The organism is Cellulomonas sp. P5_E12, assembly GCF_054049315.1.
The window spans coordinates 151,474-168,883 of sequence record NZ_JBFUMP010000003.1 but is presented as its reverse complement, the minus strand read 5'-3'; the positions used below and the strand labels follow the sequence as shown (position 1 = coordinate 168,883).

Below are 17,410 nucleotides of genomic sequence, written 5' to 3'. Positions count from 1 at the left end.
ATGCTTGTGCACACGCGTTCCGCACGGGTGGACGCGCTCAGGTGATGTCGCGCCGGAAGGTCGTCACGCGCCCGATCGCCGCCAGCCCGATGCCGTATGCGAGCAGGACGAGAGCGCCCTGCCACCACTCGAGCAGGGTGCCGAGACCGGTCTCGGAGTAGAAGCTGCCGCCGGACACCGCTTCGCCGGCGGCGCCCGGCAGGTAGGCCGCGATGCCCGGGCCCCAGCTGGTCAGACCCAGGACGAACCGCAGGACCGGCTCGACGAACTGAGTGAACGCGAGCACGACGACGATGACAGCGACCTGGTTGGTGAGCACCGAGCCGAACCCGACGCCGACCACCGCCCAGAGGGCGAGCGCGAGCGCGGACAGCGCGATGGTGCGCCACGTCGACGCCTCGCCGAGGAACGTGGGCTGGCCGAGCACGGTGAGCACGGCGGCGCCCGCGCCGACGGCGGCGAGCGTGCCGACGACGCCGTAGACCAGCCCGAGCACCGCGGCGGCGACGACCTTCGCGGACAGCAGCACGGTCCGGCGCGGCTCGGCGAGCAGGGTCGGCGTGATGGTCTGGTGGCGGAACTCCGAGGCGACGGCCAGGGCGCCCACCACCAGCGGGAACACGTAGCCGAACGTCACGGCGATCGTGTAGACCGCCCGGACGACCGCGTCGGGCTCGAGGACGACGTCGTCGCTGCCGCCGGTCGTGCTGCTCATGCCGCCGCCCTGGGAGACGCCCCAGCCGAGCACGGCCGCGAGGAACGCCATGTAGACGACCATCGCGAGCAGCAGGATCCACCACAGCCGGGTGCTGACGAGCTTGCGGTACTCCGTGACCAGCGCGGCGCGCATCAGGACGCCGCCTGGTCGACGGCGCCGACGAGCTGCAGGAACAGGCCCTCGAGCCCGGGGTCCTGGCCGGCCAGCTCGTGCAGCTCGAGCCCCGCGGCGAACGCGGCCGCGCCGACCGTGGCCGCGTCGACGTCGAGCAGCTCGGCCACCCGGGCGTCGGTGGTCGCGGTGCGCGTCCAGCCGGACCGCTCGACGAGCCCGGCGAGGCCGGCGGCGTCGGGGGAGACCACCCGGACCCGGATCCGGGCCATGGCGGCGAGGTCGGCCAGCGAGGAGGCGTGCGCCAGCTGCCCGCGGGCGATGATCACGACGTCGTCGACCGTCTGCTCGACCTCCGACAGCACGTGGCTGGACACCAGGACGGTGCGGCCCTCGGCGGCCAGCGCGCGCAGGAAGCCGCGCAGCCAGCGGATGCCCTCGGGGTCCAGGCCGTTGGCGGGCTCGTCGAGCAGGAGCACGCGGGGGTCGCCGAGCAGGGTGGTGGCGAGGGCGAGCCGCTGTCGCATGCCGAGCGAGAACCCGCCGACGCGTCGGTCCGCCGCCGCCGAGAGGCCGACGAGCTCGAGCACCTGCCCCGCACGGGCGTCGGGCACACCGGCCTGCGGCGCGTAGAGGCGCAGGTGGTCCAGCGCCGTGCGACCAGGGTGGAAGCTCGCCGCCTCGAGCGCGGCGCCGACCGTGCGCAGGGGGCGGGGGATCTGCCCGTAGGCCAGTCCGCCGATGGTCGCGACGCCCGACGTGGGTCGGACGAGGCCGAGCAGCATGCGCAGCGTCGTCGTCTTGCCGGCGCCGTTGGGTCCGAGGAATCCCGTGACGCGGCCCGGGGCCACCTCGAACGAGAGATCCTGCACCGCGCGGACCGACCCGAACGACTTGGAGAGGTGCTCGACGAGGATCGTGCCGTCGGACGTCATGCGACCGACCGTACTGTTCTAGTCGCGATAGAACAAGAACCTCAGGCGGCGCGCGGTTTCGCCGCCGGGAGGGACACACGCATGGTGCACCCGACGTCCGTGTCGGCGACCTCGATCCGACCGCCGTGCAGCTCGACCGCCCAGCGCACGATCGCGAGCCCCAGGCCAGTGCCACCCGTCGAGATCTGGCCGGTGAGCGCCGGCGTGTTGCCGCGCACGAACCGCTCGAACACGTGCGCCCGGTCGTCGCGCGCGATCCCCGGGCCGTGGTCGACCACGTCGATCCGCACCTCCGATCCCACGCGTGACGCCTCGAGCCGGACCTCGTCGCCGTCGGGGGAGTGTCGGACGGCGTTGTGCAGGAGGTTCGCCACCACCTGGTGCAGGCGGTCCGGGTCGGCCGGGACCGTGAGGTCGGGTGGGTCGACGACGACCGGGAACCGTAGGTGCTTCGTCGAGCCGACGAGCATCGCGCCGTCGGCGGCCTCCTCGAGGAAGCCGCGCAGGTGGACATCCGCGATCTCCAGCGGGACGTCGCCCGCCTCCAGCCGCGACAGGTCCAGCAGGTACGTGACCAGCCGGCCCAGGCGCTCGGTCTGCGCCAGCGCGGCCTGCATGGTCGCCGGGTCCGGCTCCGTGACGCCGTCGACGATGTTCTCCAGCTGGGCCTGCAGCGCGGTGACGGGGGTGCGCAGCTCGTGGGAGACGTTGGCGACGAGCTCGCGCCGGAACGTGTCGGCCTGTTCGAGGTCGTCGGCCATCGTGTTGAACGCGTCCGCGAGCTGGCCCACCTCGTCCAGGCTGGTCGCCCGGACCCGGCGGCTGTAGTCGCCGCCGGCCATGCGCCGCGCCGCGTAGGTCATCTCCCGCAGGGGCGAGGTCATGCCACGGGCCAGCAGCTGCGTGACGATGAGCGAGGCGACGATCGCGAGCGGCAGCGTCCGCGTGGGGCCGAGGTGGTTGTACAGGCCGACCCAGGTGATGAAGGCGGCGAGGGTGACGGTCGCGGCCACGAGCACGCCGAGCTTGACCTTGATCGAGCGGAAGCGGTCCAACGGCCGGACGTCGGGGATCCGCGAGCGGGCGAACTCGCCGCGGACGTGCCGGGGTGCGTTCACGCGCCCTCGGAGACGTCGCCCGCGCTGTCGCTCGGCTCGAACGCGTAGCCCACTCCGTGCACCGTGCGGATGAGGTCGGCGCCGAGCTTGCGGCGCAGCGCCTTGATGTGCGAGTCGACCGTGCGGGTGCCGCTGGCGTCCACCCAGTCCCACACCTCCGCGAGTAGGCGTTCGCGCGTGAGCACGGTCCGCGGCGTCGCCGCCAGCGCGAGCAGGAGGTCGAACTCGGTGGGCGTGAGGTGGACCTCGGCGTCGCCCCGCAGGACACGCCGCTGGGCCCGGTCGACCGTGACGTCACCCAGCACGAGCGGCGGGTCGGGCTGGTCGGCCGCCGCCATCTCGGCCGCCCGGGTCGCGCGTTCCGTGCGGCGCAGCAGCGCCTTCGTGCGCGCGACGAGCTCGCGCATCGAGAACGGCTTCGTCATGTAGTCGTCGGCACCCACGCCGAGACCGATGAGCATGTCCGTCTCGTCGTCGCGTGCCGTGAGCATGAGGACGGGCACCGGCCGTTCGGCCTGGATGCGTCGGCACACCTCGAGCCCGTCGATGCCCGGGAGCATCACGTCCAGCACCACCACGTCGGGGCGCAGGCGCGAGGCGGCGCTGACGCCGGCCAGCCCGTCGGCCGCCGACTCGACCGTCCACCCCTCTGCCGAGAGCCGGTGCACGATCGCCTGCGCGATCGCCGGCTCGTCCTCCACCACCAGGACCGTCGTGCCGGCCGCACCGCCGGGTGACGTGTTCACGTTCGCCATGCCGCCAGCGTGGCACAGCGCGGCGCCGATGACGTCGCGACGGGTCCGTCGAGCCTGCGCCGACGAGGGGACCACCCGTATGATGGCGCCCACCATGAGCAGCTCAAGTAGCTGCCGGCGTCGTTCCCGGGCCGACGAGCCCGGTGGCGGCCATGCCGGCCACCTCCCCCTCTTTGTCATGACCTCCACGACGAGCGCCGGCCCCCGGGTCGGCGTTCGTCGTGCGCCCGGCGGTGCCGCGTGCTGACCGAGTGGCTGCTGGTCGGCCTCGGCATCCTGCTGACGCTCGGGACCGCGGTGTTCGTCGCGAGCGAGTTCTCGCTGGTCACGCTGGACCCGGGCCTCGTCGAAGGCCAGACGGCGCCCGACGACCGTCGCGGCCAATCCGTGCTCAAGGCGCTGCGCCGGCTGTCGACCGAGCTCTCCGGCGCCCAGCTCGGCATCACGCTGACCACCGTGCTGCTCGGCTACACCACACAGCCGGCCGTGGCGCGGCTGCTGAGCCTGCCGCTGCAGGACTCCGTGCTCGGGCAGGCGGTCGGCGGCGTCGTCGCGGCCGTGGTGGCGCTCATCGTCGTCAACGGGTTCTCGATGGTCGTCGGCGAGCTGATCCCCAAGAACCTGGCGATCAGCCGACCGATGCCCACCGCGCGCATGGTCGCGCCGCTCCAGCGCGGCTTCACCAGCGCGCTGCGACCGCTCATCACCCTGTTCAACGGCAGCGCCAACGCCCTGCTGCGCAGCGTCGGCGTCGAGCCGCGCGAGGAGCTCTCGGGCGCGCGGTCGCCGCAGGAGCTCGCGGCGCTCGTGCGCCGCTCCGCGCAGGTGGGCACGTTGGACGAGTCGACGGCCACCCTGCTCACCAACTCCATCGAGTTCACCGAGCTCACCGCCGTCGACGTGATGACCGACCGGCTGCGGCTCGTCGTCGTGCGGCGCGAGGAGTCCGCCGCCGACGTCATCGACGTGTCGCGCCGGACCGGACACTCACGCTTCCCCGTGATCGGTGACTCCAGCGACGACATCGTCGGGCTGGTGCACCTGCGCCGCGCGATCGCGGTGCCCTACGAGCGGCGGGCCGAGGTGCCCGCCGCCGCCCTCATGGTCGACGCGCCGCGCGTCCCGGAGACCGTGCACCTCGGACCGTTGCTGGTCGAGCTGCGCGAGCAGGGCCTGCAGATGGCGGTCGTCGTCGACGAGTACGGCGGCACCTCGGGCGTCGTGACGCTCGAGGACGTCGTCGAGGAGCTCGTGGGCGACGTCGCCGACGAGCACGACCGCCGACGCGCGTCGACCGCCCGGTCGGCGGACGGCTCCTGGCTGCTGCCCGGCGTGCTGCGTCCCGACGAGCTGGTGGAGGTCACCGGCCTGCACGTCCCGGCCGACGGCCCCTACGAGACGCTGGGCGGCCTGCTCATGTTCGTGCTCGGCCGCATCCCGGTCGACGGCGACGAGATCGTCGTCGACGGTGTCCGCCTCCAGGTCGAGGCGATGGCGGGCAGGCGGGTGGAACGGGTGCGCGTCTGCGCGGTCGACGCCGACGACGAGGGGGACGAGTCGTGAACTCGACCCTGGCCCTGGTGCTGGCGGCCGTGCTGCTCGCCGCCAACGCGTTCTTCGTCGGCGCGGAGTTCGCCATCATCTCGGCCCGGCGCAGCTCCATCGAGCCGCTCGCCGCCGCCGGCGACCGCCGCGCCAAGACGGTGCTGTGGGCCATGGAGCACGTCTCCCTGATGCTCGCGTGCGCCCAGCTGGGCATCACGGTCTGCTCCACGAGCCTCGGTGTGGTGGCCGAGCCGGCGATCGCGCACCTCATCGCCGACCCGCTCGCCGCGCTGGGCGTCAGCGAGGACCTCACGCACCCGATCTCCTTCGTCCTGGCGCTCGCGATCGTCGTCTACCTGCACGTGGTGCTCGGCGAGATGGTGCCCAAGAACCTCGCCGTCGCGGGGCCCGACCGCGCGGTGCTGATGTTCGGGCCGCCGCTCGTCTGGGTCGCCCGCGTGGTCGGGCCCGTCATCACGGTGCTGAACTGGATGGCCAACCACGCGCTGCGGCTGTTCGGCGTCGAGCCCAAGGACGAGGTGTCGTCGGCGTTCACGGCCCAGGAGGTCCAGTCGATCGTCGAGCGCTCGCAGGCGGAGGGGCTCCTCGAGGACGAGCAGGGGCTGCTCGCCGGGGCGATCGAGTTCTCCGACCTCACCGCGCACGACGTCATGATCGGGACGGGTGAGCTGGTGGCCGTCGGACCGGGCAGCACCCCCGAGGACGTCGAACGGCTCGTGGCGCGGACGGGGTTCAGCCGCTTCCCGGTCGTCGACGCGGCCGGCGCCCTCACGGGGTACCTGCACCTCAAGGACGTCCTGTACGCCGACCAGACCAACCGGGCCGTGCCCGTGCCCGCCTGGCGCGTACGCGCGCTGGCGGTCGTCGGGCCGCAGGACGAGATCGAGGACGCGCTCGCGGCCATGCAGCGGTCGGGCTCGCACCTTGCGCGGGTCGACGAGGGCGCCCAGGCCGTCGGCGTGGTGTTCCTCGAGGACATCCTCGAAGAGCTGGTCGGCGAGGTCCGGGACGCCATGCAGCGGGGGCAGATGTCCTGACCGCTGCCAGCGGATGGGGGGATCGCGTGCGCCTCTCGGCGTGTCGCCCCGCGTGTCGCCCGGTATGTCCGCTCGATGGACTGGACATCCGTCCAGGGGCTTGGAAGCGCGCCCGCGAGCCGTTATGGTTTCGTGACCGCAGTCGCCGGGACGTGCCCTGCCGCGTGCTCGACGACGACGTCGCGGCAGATCAGACGCGTGAGAAGAGACTGGAGGTGTCGTGGGGTCGCACAGCGAGGAGCCCGTGACGGGCCTTCCCACACGCCGCAGCCTCCGTGAGGCCGAGCGGCGTTCCGCTGTCGAACCCGTCTCGACGCCGGTCCCCGCGACTGCCCCGCGCACCGATCCTGACTCCCCGACGGCCGTCCACCACGTGCCGACCTGGGCCGCGCACCGTGCGCCCATCGCACCCGCCACCGAGCAGCTCGCGCACGTCGCGCAGCGGTCGGTCGCTCCGTCGGCCCGCACTGCGGCACCCGTCGCGCCGGAGCCGGTCGCTCCGTCGGGCCGCCCCGCGGCACCGGTCGCGTCGCAGCCTCTTGGTGCCCCGCAGTGGGCTGCCGCTCCGCAGGCTCCGACGTGGTCCTCCGAGCCTGTTTCTCCTCCCGCCGGGCGCCGGGTCGCCTGGGCGGCCGCCCCGCGGGACGGTGCCGCCRCTCCGGTGGCGCGGCCCGCCGAGCCCGTCGCGCTGCCGACGCTCCCCGTCGTTTTGCCGGCGCTTTCGTCGCCCCCGGTGACCGCCCCGGATCCGGAGCAGGCGGCGGTCGCTCACCCCATCGACGAGGTCCCCGAGCTCGCGGGCGTCGAACACGGCACCTCGCGGCGCCGCGCCCGTCGGCCCACCCGCACGGCAGCACGCCTCGGCGTCCTCGGTGTCCTCGCGGGCATCACGGTCGTGATCCCCGTGAGCCAGGGCGTCGTGCCCAGCCCCGTCGCTTTCGGCTCGGACGCGCTGGCGGACTCGACGTTGCCGTCGACGGTCTCCGCGCTGGCCGGCTCCTCGCTCTCGGCGCTGCCCCCCTCCTCGCTCGTGTCCGCCGACGGCGCCCTGCAGGCGCGGAGCCTGGCGGCGGCCTCCAGCCGCACCGAGGAGCGGTCCCTGCTGGCCGGCTGCGACGGCTCGGTGCGCCCGGCCGGTCAGAACGGCCTGCTCAAGGTCTCCGACCTCTGCACCCTCTGGGACAACCACACGCAGCTCCGCGCGGACGCGGCCGTGTCTCTCGCGGAGTTCAACCAGGCCTTCGCCGCGCGGTTCGGCGGCGACCTGTGCCTCGCCTCCGGCTACCGGACCCTCGCCCAGCAGCGTGCGGTCAAGGCGCAGAAGGGCGGCCTCGCCGCCGCACCCGGCAAGAGCAACCACGGCTGGGGTCTCGCCGTCGACCTCTGCCAGGACCAGACGTCCGGCGTGAAGTGGCGCTGGATCACCGAGAACGGGCCCACCTATGGCTGGCAGAACCCCGCGTGGGCCCAGCCCGGCGGCAGCGGCCCCCACGAGAAGTGGCACTGGGAGTACGAGAAGGGCGTCGAGGCCGACGGCGAGTACTACGACGGCTGACCCCGCCGCCTGAGCCTCACAGCAGCGTGAGGCCCCAGGTGATCGTGTGGCTCTCGCCCGGCGCCAGGTGCACGAGGTCGTTCCCGGTGCGGAACGCGTCCGCGATGCACGTCATCGGTTCCGCGGCTACGCCGCGGCGCGCGATGTGCACGACCGTGTCCCCGGTGCAGACCTGCCACGCCTTCGTCGCGTCGTCGGCCCACATAGCGACCGTGCGGCCGTCGGGGCAGCCCAGCCGGATCCACGAGATCCCCTCGGCGTCTCGGGTCAGGTCGATCCAGGCGTCGTCGAGGTCGAGTCCCTGCAGTCGGCGCGGCTCGCGCAGGTCGAAACCGCCGGACACCCGCTCCGAACCCGTGGGCAGCAGCCGCTCGTCGATCGTCACATGCCGCGCGGCGTCCACCTGCAGGGTGCAGTCGTCGACCTCGGCGTCGCCCGGAGACAGCCACGGGTGGAACCCGATGCCGTACGGCGCCGTCGTCGTGCCGAGGTTCGTCGCCTCCGCACGGACGTGCAGTCCGGCCTCGGTGAGCGTGTAGACGAGCTGCACCCGCACGGGCCAGGGGTAGCCGTGCGTGGGGACGATGACGTGCTCGAGGGTCACCGAGGTGGCGTCGGCGTCCACCGTCGTGAACGTCGTGCTCGAGACCAGCCCGTGCAGCGCCGTCTGGCGCAGGTGCTCCGTCAGCGGCACCTCGTACGTCTCGCCGCGGTAGCCGTAGACCCCGTCGCGCAGGCGGTTAGGCCAGGGTGCGAGCGTGGCCCCGGAGAACGCCGGGGGGATCTGCGTCTCGTCGAAGGGGAGCACCACGTCCCGGCCGTCAACCGTGTACTCCCGGAGGCTTGCGCCCACCGCCGTGATGACGGCGCGTTGGCCGCCGAGCTCGAGGACGTGCTGGCGGCCGGTGGGCAGGGGGGTGGTGATCGTCGTGGACACGCTCACACGCTAGCGGGCCGGACCCACGACCCGCGGCAGCGCGTCATGTGTCCGGCCAGCCGGCTCAGCGCGTGCGGTCGGAGGCGGTCCGCCGGCGGGCCAGCACCACGAGGGCTGCGCCGGCCGCGACCGCCAGCGCGCCGAGCGCCCCGACGGTGGCGGCCGGGGAGCCTGTCGCGGCGAGCGTGGCGCTCGAGTCGGTCGCGTCCGACGGCTCCGCCGCGAGGACCACGCTGATGAACTCCGGCTCCGTCGTCGTCGGGAGCGCCGGGTCGGCGAGAACCACGCTGTCGAACGGGTCGGTCGGCGTGAGCGGGGCCAGCGGCTCGACCGGGGTAACCGGGTCGGTGGGGGTGACGGGGGTGACCGGGTCGGTCGGCTCGACCGGGTCGGTCGGGTCGACGGGGTCGGTGGGGTCGATCGGGGTGATGGGGTCGACGGGGTCGGTCGGGTCGACCGGGGTGACCGGGTCGGTGGGGTCGACGGGGGTGACCGGCTCAATGGGGTCCGTGGGGTCGACCGGGGTCACCGGCTCGATCGGGTCGGTCGGGGTGACGGGCTCGACGGGCGGGTCGGTCGGGGTGCAGACGGGCAACTGACCGCCCTCGCCGAAGTGCTCGTTGAACAGGCTCACCTGCACCCACTTCAGGCAGTACCCGTTGGGGAAGGCAGCGGCGAAGTCCGGGTGAGCCGTCCACGGGTAGTAGCTCTGTCCGACATACCGGGCCTGCGGCCAGATCCCGTTGTCCGGCACGGACTGCTGCACGTTGAACGTCTTCTCGCCGGTCCCGTCCAGCTTGGTGACCTTGTAGTTGACGTGCCCGTTCGCCTCGAAGGTCTTCCCGTAGAGCAGCGACAGACCTTCAGCGGTGACGGTGTACGGGGTCGCGGAATCGGAGCCGCCGGCGTGCGCGGCGGTGGGCAGGAGCACGAGCGCTGCGGTGAGCAGGGCGGCGCCGAGGGCGCGAATACGCATGGGGATGTCCTTCGATGGAGTCAGGGTGCACCGGCCTCGGTGCGGGGTGACGTCGCGGGGGGTATCGGGCGCCCGGGGGCAGCCCCCTGAAAGGGCTGCGGAATCGCGCGCGTTCGTTCGTCGTCGCGCTGCTCGCCGCCCTGTTCGTCGTACGTCAATTGTCTGGGGCAAGCGGTCCGGATCCCTAGGACCGAAGTCCCAGACGAGTCCCTCCGACGGGTGAACGGGCGTCCCCCCTGTGGACAGCGGGGTGTGCTGACCGCCGGGCGTCCCCTAAGGTTCCGGCCAGCGTGCAATCGGACATGACGGATGAACCGGGCGCTGTGACCGAGAGCGAGGCGGCCCCGTGGACGGTGTGGCAATCCTCGAGACCGAGGTCCGCGAGCTCATCCGGCGTCGCGGCATCGACCCGGTCCGCGACCGGCCCGGCGTCGTGTCGCTGGTCTCGGACGTGATCGCCGACTACGACGAGCGGTCGGTCGTCGGTGCGGTCCCGCCGTTGGTGGATGCCGTCGCCGCGCACAAGGCAGTGGTGGACGCCGTCGCCGGGCTGGGGCCGCTGCAGAAGTACCTCGATGACCCCGAGGTCGAAGAGATATGGATCAACGCGCCGACGCAGGTTTTCGTCGCGCGACGCGGGGAGTCCGAGCTGACGACGACGATCCTCACGGACGGCCAGGTGCGAGACCTCGTCGAGAAGATGCTCAAGGTCTCGGGCCGTCGACTCGACTTGTCCAGCCCGTTCGTCGACGCCAGCCTGCCGGGCGGGGAGCGGCTGCACGCGGTGATCCCCGACGTCACGCGGCAGCACTGGTCCGTGAACATCCGCAAGTACGTGGTCCGGGCGACCACGCTCGACGAGCTGGTCGGCCTCGGCACGCTGACCCCGCACGCAGCGGCGTTCCTGCACGCCGCCGTCCGCGCCGGGCTCAACGTGCTGGTCTCGGGCGGCACGCAGGCAGGCAAGACCACGATGCTCAACGCGCTGGCCGGCGCGATCCCCGCGCGCGAGCGCGTCATCACGTGCGAAGAGGTCTTCGAGCTGCGGCTGAGCGCGCGCGACTGGGTGGCGATGCAGTGCCGCCAACCGAGCCTCGAAGGGACCGGGGAGATCCCGCTGCGGCGGTTGGTCAAGGAGGCGCTGCGCATGCGTCCGAGCCGGCTGCTCGTCGGCGAGGTTCGCGAGGCCGAGGCGCTCGACCTGCTCATCGCGCTCAACGCGGGCGTGCCCGCCATGTGCACGATCCATGCAAACTCGGCCCGCGAGGCGCTGACGAAGCTCTGCACCCTCCCGCTGCTGGCCGGCGAGAACGTGTCCGACCGGTTCGTGATCCCCACGGTCGCCTCGGCGGTGGACCTCGTCGTGCACCTCGACCTCGACGGCACCGGCAGGCGGCTGGTTCGCGAGATCGTCGCCGTCCCCGGCCGGGTCGAGCAGGGGATCGTCGAGACCGCCGACATCTTCCACACGCGTGACGGGCACCTGGTCCGCGCGGACGGCTATCCGCCGCACCCGGAGCGGTTCGCCCGCCCGGGCACCGACCTGGCCGCCCTGCTGCGCGGGCGCGGCTGATGGGGGTCGTGGTCGGGCTCCTGCTCGGTGCCGGGGTGGCCTGCATCTGGTGGTCGTTCTGGGCCGAGCCGCGGCAGGCCAAGGGGTCGCGGGCGGCCGGCTGGCACGCGCGGACCCAGGACACCCTCGTGCAGGCCGGGGCGAGCGGGGTGACGCCGGGCGCACTGGTGCTGACCAGCGTCGTCGTCGGGCTCGTGGTCCTCCTGGTGGGCGTGATTCTGACCCGGATCCCGTCGATCGCGCTCTGCTTCGCGGTGTTCGCGGCGCTGGCGCCGTGGGCGGTCGTGCGGGGGCGGGCGCGGCGCCGACGGGCGCGCCTGCGGCAGCTCTGGCCGGAGGTGGTGGACCACCTGGGCTCGGGGATCCGGGCGGGGCTGGCGCTGCCCGAGGCGGTCGCGCAGATCGGGGAGCGCGGTCCGGTCGAGCTGCGGCCGGCGTTCACGGCCTTCGCGGAGGACTACCGGGCGACCGGCCGTTTCGGTGAGTGTCTCGACGCCCTCAAGGCGCGCCTGGCCGACCCCGTCGCGGACCGCATCGTCGAGGCGCTGCGCCTGACCCGGGACGTGGGCGGCACCGACCTCGGCCGCCTGCTGCGCACGCTGGCCACGTTCCTGCGCGAGGACGTCCGGACCCGCGGCGAGCTCGAGGCGAGGCAGAGCTGGACCGTGTACGCGGCGCGGCTGGCGGTCGCTGCTCCGTGGGTGGTGCTCGCCCTGCTGTCGACGCGTCCGGAGGCGGCGAGCGCGTACGACACCCCGGCCGGGTTCGCGGTCCTCGTCGTCGGGGCCGCGTGCACGGCGGTCGCCTACCTGGTCATGCTCCGCATCGCGCGGCTGCCCGACGACCCGCGGGTGCTCCGGTGAGCCCGGGAGTGGTGGGCGCGCTCGTCGGGCTCCTCGGCGGTCTCGGGCTGGCGCTCGTGGCCCTGCGGCTGCGGTCCCGCCGGATCGACTTCGACCAACGCCTCGCTCCCTACCTCCGGCCGCAGCCCACCGGCTCCGGCCTGCTGCGGTCCGCGCCCAGCGAGCGCGGGCCGTTCGCCACCGTGGAGCGGCTCGTCGCCCCGATCATGAGCGACGCCGTCCGGTTGGTCACGCGGCTCGGCTCGCCGACCTCGGAGCTGCGCCGTCGCCTGGAGCGGGCAGGGCGCAGCGAGACGGTCGAGCAGTTCCGGGCTGGGCAGGTCGTGTGGGGTGTGCTCGGGCTGGCGGCTGGGCTCGCGCTCGCGCTCCTGCTCGCGGCGACGCGGGGGGCCGGCGTCGGCGCCCTGGTCGTGCTCGTCGCCGTGTGCGGGCTGCTCGGCGTGCTGGCGCGCGACTGGGCCCTCAGCCGGGAGCTCCGGGAGCGCGAGTCCCGGATGCTGCAGGAGCTCCCGACGATCGCGGAGCTGCTGGCCCTGGCGGTCGGTGCGGGCGAGGGTGCGGTCGGCGCGTTGGAGCGCGTCGTGCGGACGACGCACGGGGAGCTCACCGGGGAGCTGGCCAGGACACTCGCCGACGCTCGGTCAGGCGCGCCGCTCACGGTCGCGCTGGACAGCCTGGCCGACCGGACTGGCCTGCCGGCCCTCGCGCGCTTCGCCGAAGGCGTCGCCGTCGCGGTCGAGCGGGGCACGCCGCTCGCCGACGTCCTGCGGGCGCAGGCGCAGGACGTGCGCGAGGAGGGGCGCCGCGCGCTCATGGAGACGGGTGGGCGCAAGGAAGTTCTGATGATGGTTCCGGTCGTCTTTCTGATTCTTCCGGTCACCGTCGTCTTCGCAGTCTTCCCGAGCATGGTCGTCCTGCGGGTCGGCCTGTGACGGGCAGCGGTATCAGGCACGGCGCCCGACGGGCGCCCGACGAAGGGACGACGACCGATGACGACGGGCAGCGAGAGCCAGACGAAGGAAGGCGGCGGTGCGCCGTCGCGCACGGCGACACTGATGTGGGGGTCGCTGGTGTGGGGCTCGACCGCGTGGAGCGCCGTCCGGCACCGGGTCACCGCGCGCGGGTCGGACCGTGGCGACGTCCCGGGATGGGTGCTGGTGACGTTGATGACCGCGGGCTTGGTCACCGCCCTGTGGATCATCGCGGGCGACGCGCTCGCCCGGGTGTTCGAGGACGCCATCGACAGCGTCAAGGCGCCCTGACCGGCGACGCGGGGTCGGCGATCGTCGACTTCGCACTGGTCGGCGGGCTGGTGACCGTGCTGTTCGTGGCAGTGCTGCAGCTGACGGTCGTGCTGCACGTCCGCAACACGCTGGTCGACTCGGCGTCCGAGGGCGCCCGGTACGGCGCGCTGGTCGGGCACGCCCCCGCGGACGGCGCGGATCGGTCGCGTGATCTCATCACCCAGTCGCTCTCCGCGGCGTACGCGCAGGGCGTGAGCGCCGGCCTGGCGACGATCGACGGCCTGGACGTCGTCGAGGTCGAGGTGCAGGCGCCACTGCCGCTCGTCGGGTTGGTGGGCCCCGCCGGCACGCTCACGGTCCGCGGGCACGCCCTCCTCGAGGTCCCGTGACCGGGCGGTTCGGGGGCGACGAGGGCAGCTCGGTGGTCGAGTTCCTCGGGCTCTCGCTCGTGCTGCTGGTGCCCCTGGTCTATCTGGTCCTCGTGCTCGGTCGCATCGAGGCGGCGACGTTCGCCGGTGAGGGGGCGGCGCGCGAGGCGGCCCGCACCTTCGTGGTCGCCGACGATGCCGACGAGGGCGCGGAGCGGGCGATCGCCGCGGCCGGGATCGCGCTACGGGACCAGGGGTTCGACGACGACCCGGCCGAGGCGCTGACGATCACCTGCTCGGCCTCGCCGTGCTTGGCACCGGGCAGCGACGTGTCCGCCCGGATCGACGTGAGGGTGCCGCTGCCCTTCGTGCCGGGGTTCGTGCGCGACGTCGTCCCGCTCGAGATCCCGGTCAGCGCCGAGCGCGTGGCGCCGGTGGACGCCTACCGGGCGGGCGGATGAGGCGCGTCCGGATGAGGCGCCGCCGTAGCGGGCGCCGGGACGACGGCCAGATCATGATCCTCACGATCGGGTTCGTCGTCGTCGCGCTCTTGCTGGTGACGGTCGTGGCCTCGGCGGCGGGCGTGCACCTCGAGCGCAAGCGGCTGCTGGCGCTCGCGGACGTGCTCGCGCTCGAGGGCGCCGACGCCGTGGGCGACGACCGCTACTACGCGCCCGGTGCAGACCGGGAGCCCGGACTCCCGCTGACCGATGCGGCGGTGCGGTCGGCGGTCGAGGAGTACCTGCGCGACAACCCCGACGCCGCGGCGCAGTCGGACCAGCTCGTGGTGCTGTCGGCCAGCACGCCCGACGGCACCTCGGCGCGCGTGCACCTCGGCGCCGTGACGCACCCCGTCCTGCTCAGCTGGGTCCTCGCGGCGTGGCAGGACGGCATCGCGCTCGATGCCGAGTCGACGGCCCGCGCGTCCTGACCGCGATATCGCCCCCGGCTCGGTGCGCAGGCAGGCTCCGGTAGCCTGAGCGGTTGTGGCCACCACCGACTTTCCCTCCGCGATCCGCGATCTGCGCACCACCCTGGGCACCATCCAGGCGGTGAGCGACCCGACCGCGCTCCAGGCGAAGGTTGCCCAGCTCTCGGAGCAGGCCTYGGCCCCCGACCTCTGGGACGACCCGGAGGCGGCGCAGAAGATCACCAGCGCCCTCTCGTCGACGCAGGCCGAGCTGGACCGCATGAGCAAGCTCGACGGGCGCATCGACGACCTCGAGACGCTGGTCGAGATGGCCGCCGAGGAGGAGGACGAGGAGACCCTCGCCGAGGCCGAGGCCGACCTGCTCAAGATCAAGAAGGACCTGGGCGAGCTCGAGGTCCGCACGCTGCTGGCGGGGGAGTACGACCAGCGCGAGGCCGTCGTCACCATCCGCGCCGGCGCCGGTGGCGTCGACGCCGCGGACTTCGCCGAGATGCTGCTCCGCATGTACCTGCGCTGGGCCGAGCGCCACAACTACCCGACCACCGTGCTCGACACCTCCTACGCGGAGGAGGCCGGCCTGAAGTCGGCGACGTTCGAGGTCAAGGTGCCCTACGCCTTCGGCAACCTCTCCGTCGAGGCCGGCACGCACCGCCTGGTCCGCATCTCGCCGTTCGACAACCAGRGCCGACGCCAGACCAGCTTCGCGGCCGTCGAGGTCATCCCGCTCATCGAGTCGAACGACTCCGTGGACATCCCCGAGTCGGAGATCAAGGTCGACGTCTTCCGCTCGTCGGGCCCCGGCGGCCAGTCGGTCAACACCACCGACTCCGCGGTCCGCATGACCCACATCCCGACCGGCATCGTCGTGTCGATGCAGAACGAGAAGTCCCAGATCCAGAACCGCGCCGCGGCGCTACGCGTGCTGCAGTCTCGCCTGCTCCTGGTCCGCAAGGCCGAGGAGGACGCGAAGAAGAAGGCGCTTGCGGGCGACGTCAAGGCGAGCTGGGGCGACCAGATGCGGTCCTACGTGCTGCAGCCGTACCAGATGGTCAAGGACCTCCGCACCGAGCACGAGGTGGGCAACCCGGCCGCGGTGTTCGACGGCGACATCGACGACTTCATCGAGGCCGGCATCCGCTGGCGCCGCTCGGCCGAGTCCGCCGACGCCTGACCCCCCGCAGGCCCGGCCTCCGCTCGTGTACGCCCGGCTGACGCCCCGACCACTCGCTAGCGTCCGAATAACTGGCGGCTGTACCCCTCCGTTCCTCGGACGTCCCGCGGGGCCTCGCAGGCTCAGCGCTCGCACAGGGATTGTTGTGGCCCCGAACATGATTCGCCCAGGTGAGCGAATCGAGGACCAAAGAAAGCGCTTGCTCAGCCTGCAAGGTCACAGTTTGACCACGGAAAATTCGTCTGACCTTGTGAGGGACCCCGCCCGGTCATATGTTGTGGCCCGCAACATAGTCCGAGCGCCCGAAAGCGCCGGGTGGAGACGAGCGCAACGGGGCGTCGTCACGAGAGGGAGCACGATGCGACGAAGCATGGTTCTGGCAATGGCGGCCGTCACGGCCTCCGGCTTGCTGCTGGCCGGTTGTGGCAGCGATGACACGCCCAGCGGCAGCGACACGGCAAGTGGCGGAAGCAGCGAAGGGGCGGCGCCGAAGGTCGGCGTGATCCTTCCTGACACCAAGTCCTCGGCCCGGTGGGAGACCGCCGACGCCAAGTACCTGAAGGAGGCGTTCGATGCCGCGGGTGTCGACGCCGACATCCAGAACGCCCAGGGTGACAAGACCCAGTTCCAGACGATCGCGGACCAGATGATCACGAGCGGCGTCAACGTCCTCATGATCGTCAACCTGGACTCCGGGTCGGGCAAGGCGGTGCTGCAGAAGGCTCAGGCGCAGGGCATCGCGACGATCGACTACGACCGGCTCACGCTGGGCGGCGGCGCGGACTTCTACGTGTCGTTCGACAACACGAAGGTCGGCCAGCTCCAGGGCGAGGGCCTGCAGAAGTGCCTCGATGACGCCGGCAAGACCAAGGCGAACATCGCGTACCTCAACGGCTCGCCGACGGACAACAACGCCACGCTCTTCAAGGCGGGTGCGGTTGCCGCGCTGCAGGCGAAGACGACGAGCGGTGACTACACGGTGGTCGCCGACCAGGCCGTGCCCGACTGGGACAACCAGCAGGCCGGCACGATCTTCGAGCAGATGTACACCGAGACCGCCGGCAAGATCGACGGCGTCCTCGCGGCCAACGACGGTCTCGGCAACGCCGCGATCGCCATCCTCAAGAAGAACGGCGTGAACGGCACCGTCCCGGTCACCGGTCAGGACGCGACGGACCAGGGCCTGCAGAACATCCTTGCCGGCGACCAGTGCATGACCGTCTACAAGGCCGTCAAGAAGGAGGCCGACGCCGCTGCGGCGCTGGCCATCGCGGCCGCCAAGGGCGACAGCACCGCTGACCTGGCCACGGGTTCGGTCGACGACTCCGAGTCCGGCAAGAAGGTTGCGGCGGTCCTGCTCGACCCCCAGGCGATCTACTTCGACAACGTCAAGGACGTCATCGCCGACGGCTACACCACGAAGGACAAGGTCTGCACGGCCGACTACGCGGCCAAGTGCGCTGAGGCCGGCATCTCCTGACGCACGACGCCGGGGTGGTCGACCGACCACCCCGGTGACCAGGCGGGGCCGGTTCGCGCGAGCGGCCGGCCC

At 72.7% G+C, this 17,410-nt stretch carries 18 protein-coding genes; 12 read left to right on the top strand and 6 right to left on the bottom strand.

Annotated features, from left to right (window positions below; translation table 11 throughout):
* Nucleotides 1–37: 37 nt before the first annotated feature.
* From ACXJKA_RS03605 to ACXJKA_RS03590, 4 genes are read right to left on the bottom strand one after another with little or no spacing between them, the layout of a single operon-like run.
* Nucleotides 38–850, bottom strand: coding sequence for an ABC transporter permease (locus tag ACXJKA_RS03605; RefSeq protein WP_456823805.1), 813 nt, complete (start codon nt 848–850; stop codon nt 38–40).
* On the bottom strand, nt 850–1,764 hold the full coding sequence (locus tag ACXJKA_RS03600) for an ATP-binding cassette domain-containing protein (RefSeq protein ID WP_456823804.1): 915 nt from the start codon (nt 1,762–1,764) through the stop codon (nt 850–852). Before ACXJKA_RS03600 ends, ACXJKA_RS03605 begins: the two co-directional genes overlap by 1 nt.
* 41 nt (nt 1,765–1,805) lie before the next feature.
* Nucleotides 1,806–2,882 carry a sensor histidine kinase gene (locus ACXJKA_RS03595; protein ID WP_456823803.1) on the bottom strand — a complete coding sequence of 359 codons (1,077 nt, stop codon included), beginning with the start codon at nt 2,880–2,882 and terminating at the stop codon, nt 1,806–1,808.
* The gene (locus ACXJKA_RS03590; protein WP_456823802.1) at nt 2,879–3,637 is read right to left on the bottom strand and encodes a response regulator transcription factor; all 759 of its coding nucleotides are present in this window, start codon (nt 3,635–3,637) and stop codon (nt 2,879–2,881) included. The genes ACXJKA_RS03595 and ACXJKA_RS03590 overlap by 4 nt, the downstream gene beginning before the upstream one ends.
* A 240-nt stretch (nt 3,638–3,877) precedes the next feature.
* Here ACXJKA_RS03590 and ACXJKA_RS03585 point away from each other — a divergent pair, with 240 nt between their 5' ends.
* The 3 genes from ACXJKA_RS03585 to ACXJKA_RS03575 all read left to right on the top strand — a co-directional run bounded on the left by ACXJKA_RS03585 (nt 3,878) and on the right by ACXJKA_RS03575 (nt 7,795).
* Nucleotides 3,878–5,200: a hemolysin family protein gene (locus ACXJKA_RS03585; RefSeq protein ID WP_456823801.1), complete on the top strand. Its 1,323-nt coding sequence runs from the start codon at nt 3,878–3,880 to the stop codon at nt 5,198–5,200.
* The gene (locus ACXJKA_RS03580; protein WP_456823800.1) at nt 5,197–6,240 is read left to right on the top strand and encodes a hemolysin family protein; all 1,044 of its coding nucleotides are present in this window, start codon (nt 5,197–5,199) and stop codon (nt 6,238–6,240) included. The genes ACXJKA_RS03585 and ACXJKA_RS03580 overlap by 4 nt, the downstream gene beginning before the upstream one ends.
* Nucleotides 6,241–6,973: 733 nt before the next feature.
* Nucleotides 6,974–7,795: a M15 family metallopeptidase gene (locus ACXJKA_RS03575; protein ID WP_456823799.1), complete on the top strand. Its 822-nt coding sequence runs from the start codon at nt 6,974–6,976 to the stop codon at nt 7,793–7,795.
* 16 nt (nt 7,796–7,811) lie between these two features.
* Here the strand turns inward: ACXJKA_RS03575 and ACXJKA_RS03570 are convergent, their stop codons facing one another.
* Both ACXJKA_RS03570 and ACXJKA_RS03565 read right to left on the bottom strand, forming a co-directional pair.
* A complete protein-coding gene (locus ACXJKA_RS03570; RefSeq protein WP_456823798.1) occupies nt 7,812–8,732 on the bottom strand; it encodes an aldose 1-epimerase family protein in 921 nt (306 codons plus the stop codon).
* A gap of 64 nt (nt 8,733–8,796) precedes the next feature.
* Nucleotides 8,797–9,708, bottom strand: a complete 912-nt coding sequence (locus ACXJKA_RS03565; protein WP_456823797.1) for a hypothetical protein — start codon at nt 9,706–9,708, stop codon at nt 8,797–8,799.
* Between the two features lie 346 nt (nt 9,709–10,054).
* Here ACXJKA_RS03565 and ACXJKA_RS03560 point away from each other — a divergent pair, with 346 nt between their 5' ends.
* From ACXJKA_RS03560 to ACXJKA_RS03520, 9 genes are all read left to right on the top strand, one after another.
* Entirely contained in the window at nt 10,055–11,281 is a 1,227-nt protein-coding gene (locus tag ACXJKA_RS03560) for a CpaF family protein (RefSeq protein ID WP_456823796.1), read from the top strand.
* A complete protein-coding gene (locus ACXJKA_RS03555; protein WP_456823795.1) occupies nt 11,281–12,144 on the top strand; it encodes a type II secretion system F family protein in 864 nt (287 codons plus the stop codon). The genes ACXJKA_RS03560 and ACXJKA_RS03555 overlap by 1 nt, the downstream gene beginning before the upstream one ends.
* Complete coding sequence (locus ACXJKA_RS03550) at nt 12,141–13,076, top strand: type II secretion system F family protein (RefSeq protein ID WP_456823794.1); 936 nt, start codon at nt 12,141–12,143, stop codon at nt 13,074–13,076. The genes ACXJKA_RS03555 and ACXJKA_RS03550 overlap by 4 nt, the downstream gene beginning before the upstream one ends.
* 123 nt (nt 13,077–13,199) lie before the next feature.
* Entirely contained in the window at nt 13,200–13,406 is a 207-nt protein-coding gene (locus tag ACXJKA_RS03545; protein WP_456823923.1) for a hypothetical protein, read from the top strand.
* 65 nt (nt 13,407–13,471) lie between these two features.
* Complete coding sequence (locus ACXJKA_RS03540; protein ID WP_456823793.1) at nt 13,472–13,777, top strand: pilus assembly protein; 306 nt, start codon at nt 13,472–13,474, stop codon at nt 13,775–13,777.
* A complete protein-coding gene (locus ACXJKA_RS03535) occupies nt 13,774–14,217 on the top strand; it encodes a pilus assembly protein (RefSeq protein ID WP_456823792.1) in 444 nt (147 codons plus the stop codon). Before ACXJKA_RS03540 ends, ACXJKA_RS03535 begins: the two co-directional genes overlap by 4 nt.
* Nucleotides 14,218–14,228: 11 nt before the next feature.
* On the top strand, nt 14,229–14,687 hold the full coding sequence (locus ACXJKA_RS03530; protein WP_456823791.1) for a pilus assembly protein TadG-related protein: 459 nt from the start codon (nt 14,229–14,231) through the stop codon (nt 14,685–14,687).
* Between the two features lie 55 nt (nt 14,688–14,742).
* A complete protein-coding gene (prfB, locus tag ACXJKA_RS03525; protein WP_456823790.1) occupies nt 14,743–15,858 on the top strand; it encodes a peptide chain release factor 2 in 1,116 nt (371 codons plus the stop codon).
* 499 nt (nt 15,859–16,357) lie between these two features.
* A complete protein-coding gene (locus ACXJKA_RS03520) occupies nt 16,358–17,338 on the top strand; it encodes a sugar ABC transporter substrate-binding protein (RefSeq protein WP_456823789.1) in 981 nt (326 codons plus the stop codon).
* The last annotated feature ends 72 nt before the right edge of the window (nt 17,339–17,410 follow it).

Coding starts and splice junctions, on each gene's coding strand:
- ACXJKA_RS03605 (WP_456823805.1), bottom strand. CDS start 850: ATGCGCGCCGCGCTGGTCACGGAGTACCGCAAGCTCGTCAGCACCCGG.
- ACXJKA_RS03600 (WP_456823804.1), bottom strand. CDS start 1,764: ATGACGTCCGACGGCACGATCCTCGTCGAGCACCTCTCCAAGTCGTTC.
- ACXJKA_RS03590 (WP_456823802.1), bottom strand. CDS start 3,637: ATGGCGAACGTGAACACGTCACCCGGCGGTGCGGCCGGCACGACGGTC.
- ACXJKA_RS03565 (WP_456823797.1), bottom strand. CDS start 9,708: ATGCGTATTCGCGCCCTCGGCGCCGCCCTGCTCACCGCAGCGCTCGTG.
- ACXJKA_RS03555 (WP_456823795.1), top strand. CDS start 11,281: ATGGGGGTCGTGGTCGGGCTCCTGCTCGGTGCCGGGGTGGCCTGCATC.
- ACXJKA_RS03545 (WP_456823923.1), top strand. CDS start 13,200: ATGTGGGGGTCGCTGGTGTGGGGCTCGACCGCGTGGAGCGCCGTCCGG.
- ACXJKA_RS03530 (WP_456823791.1), top strand. CDS start 14,229: ATGAGGCGCCGCCGTAGCGGGCGCCGGGACGACGGCCAGATCATGATC.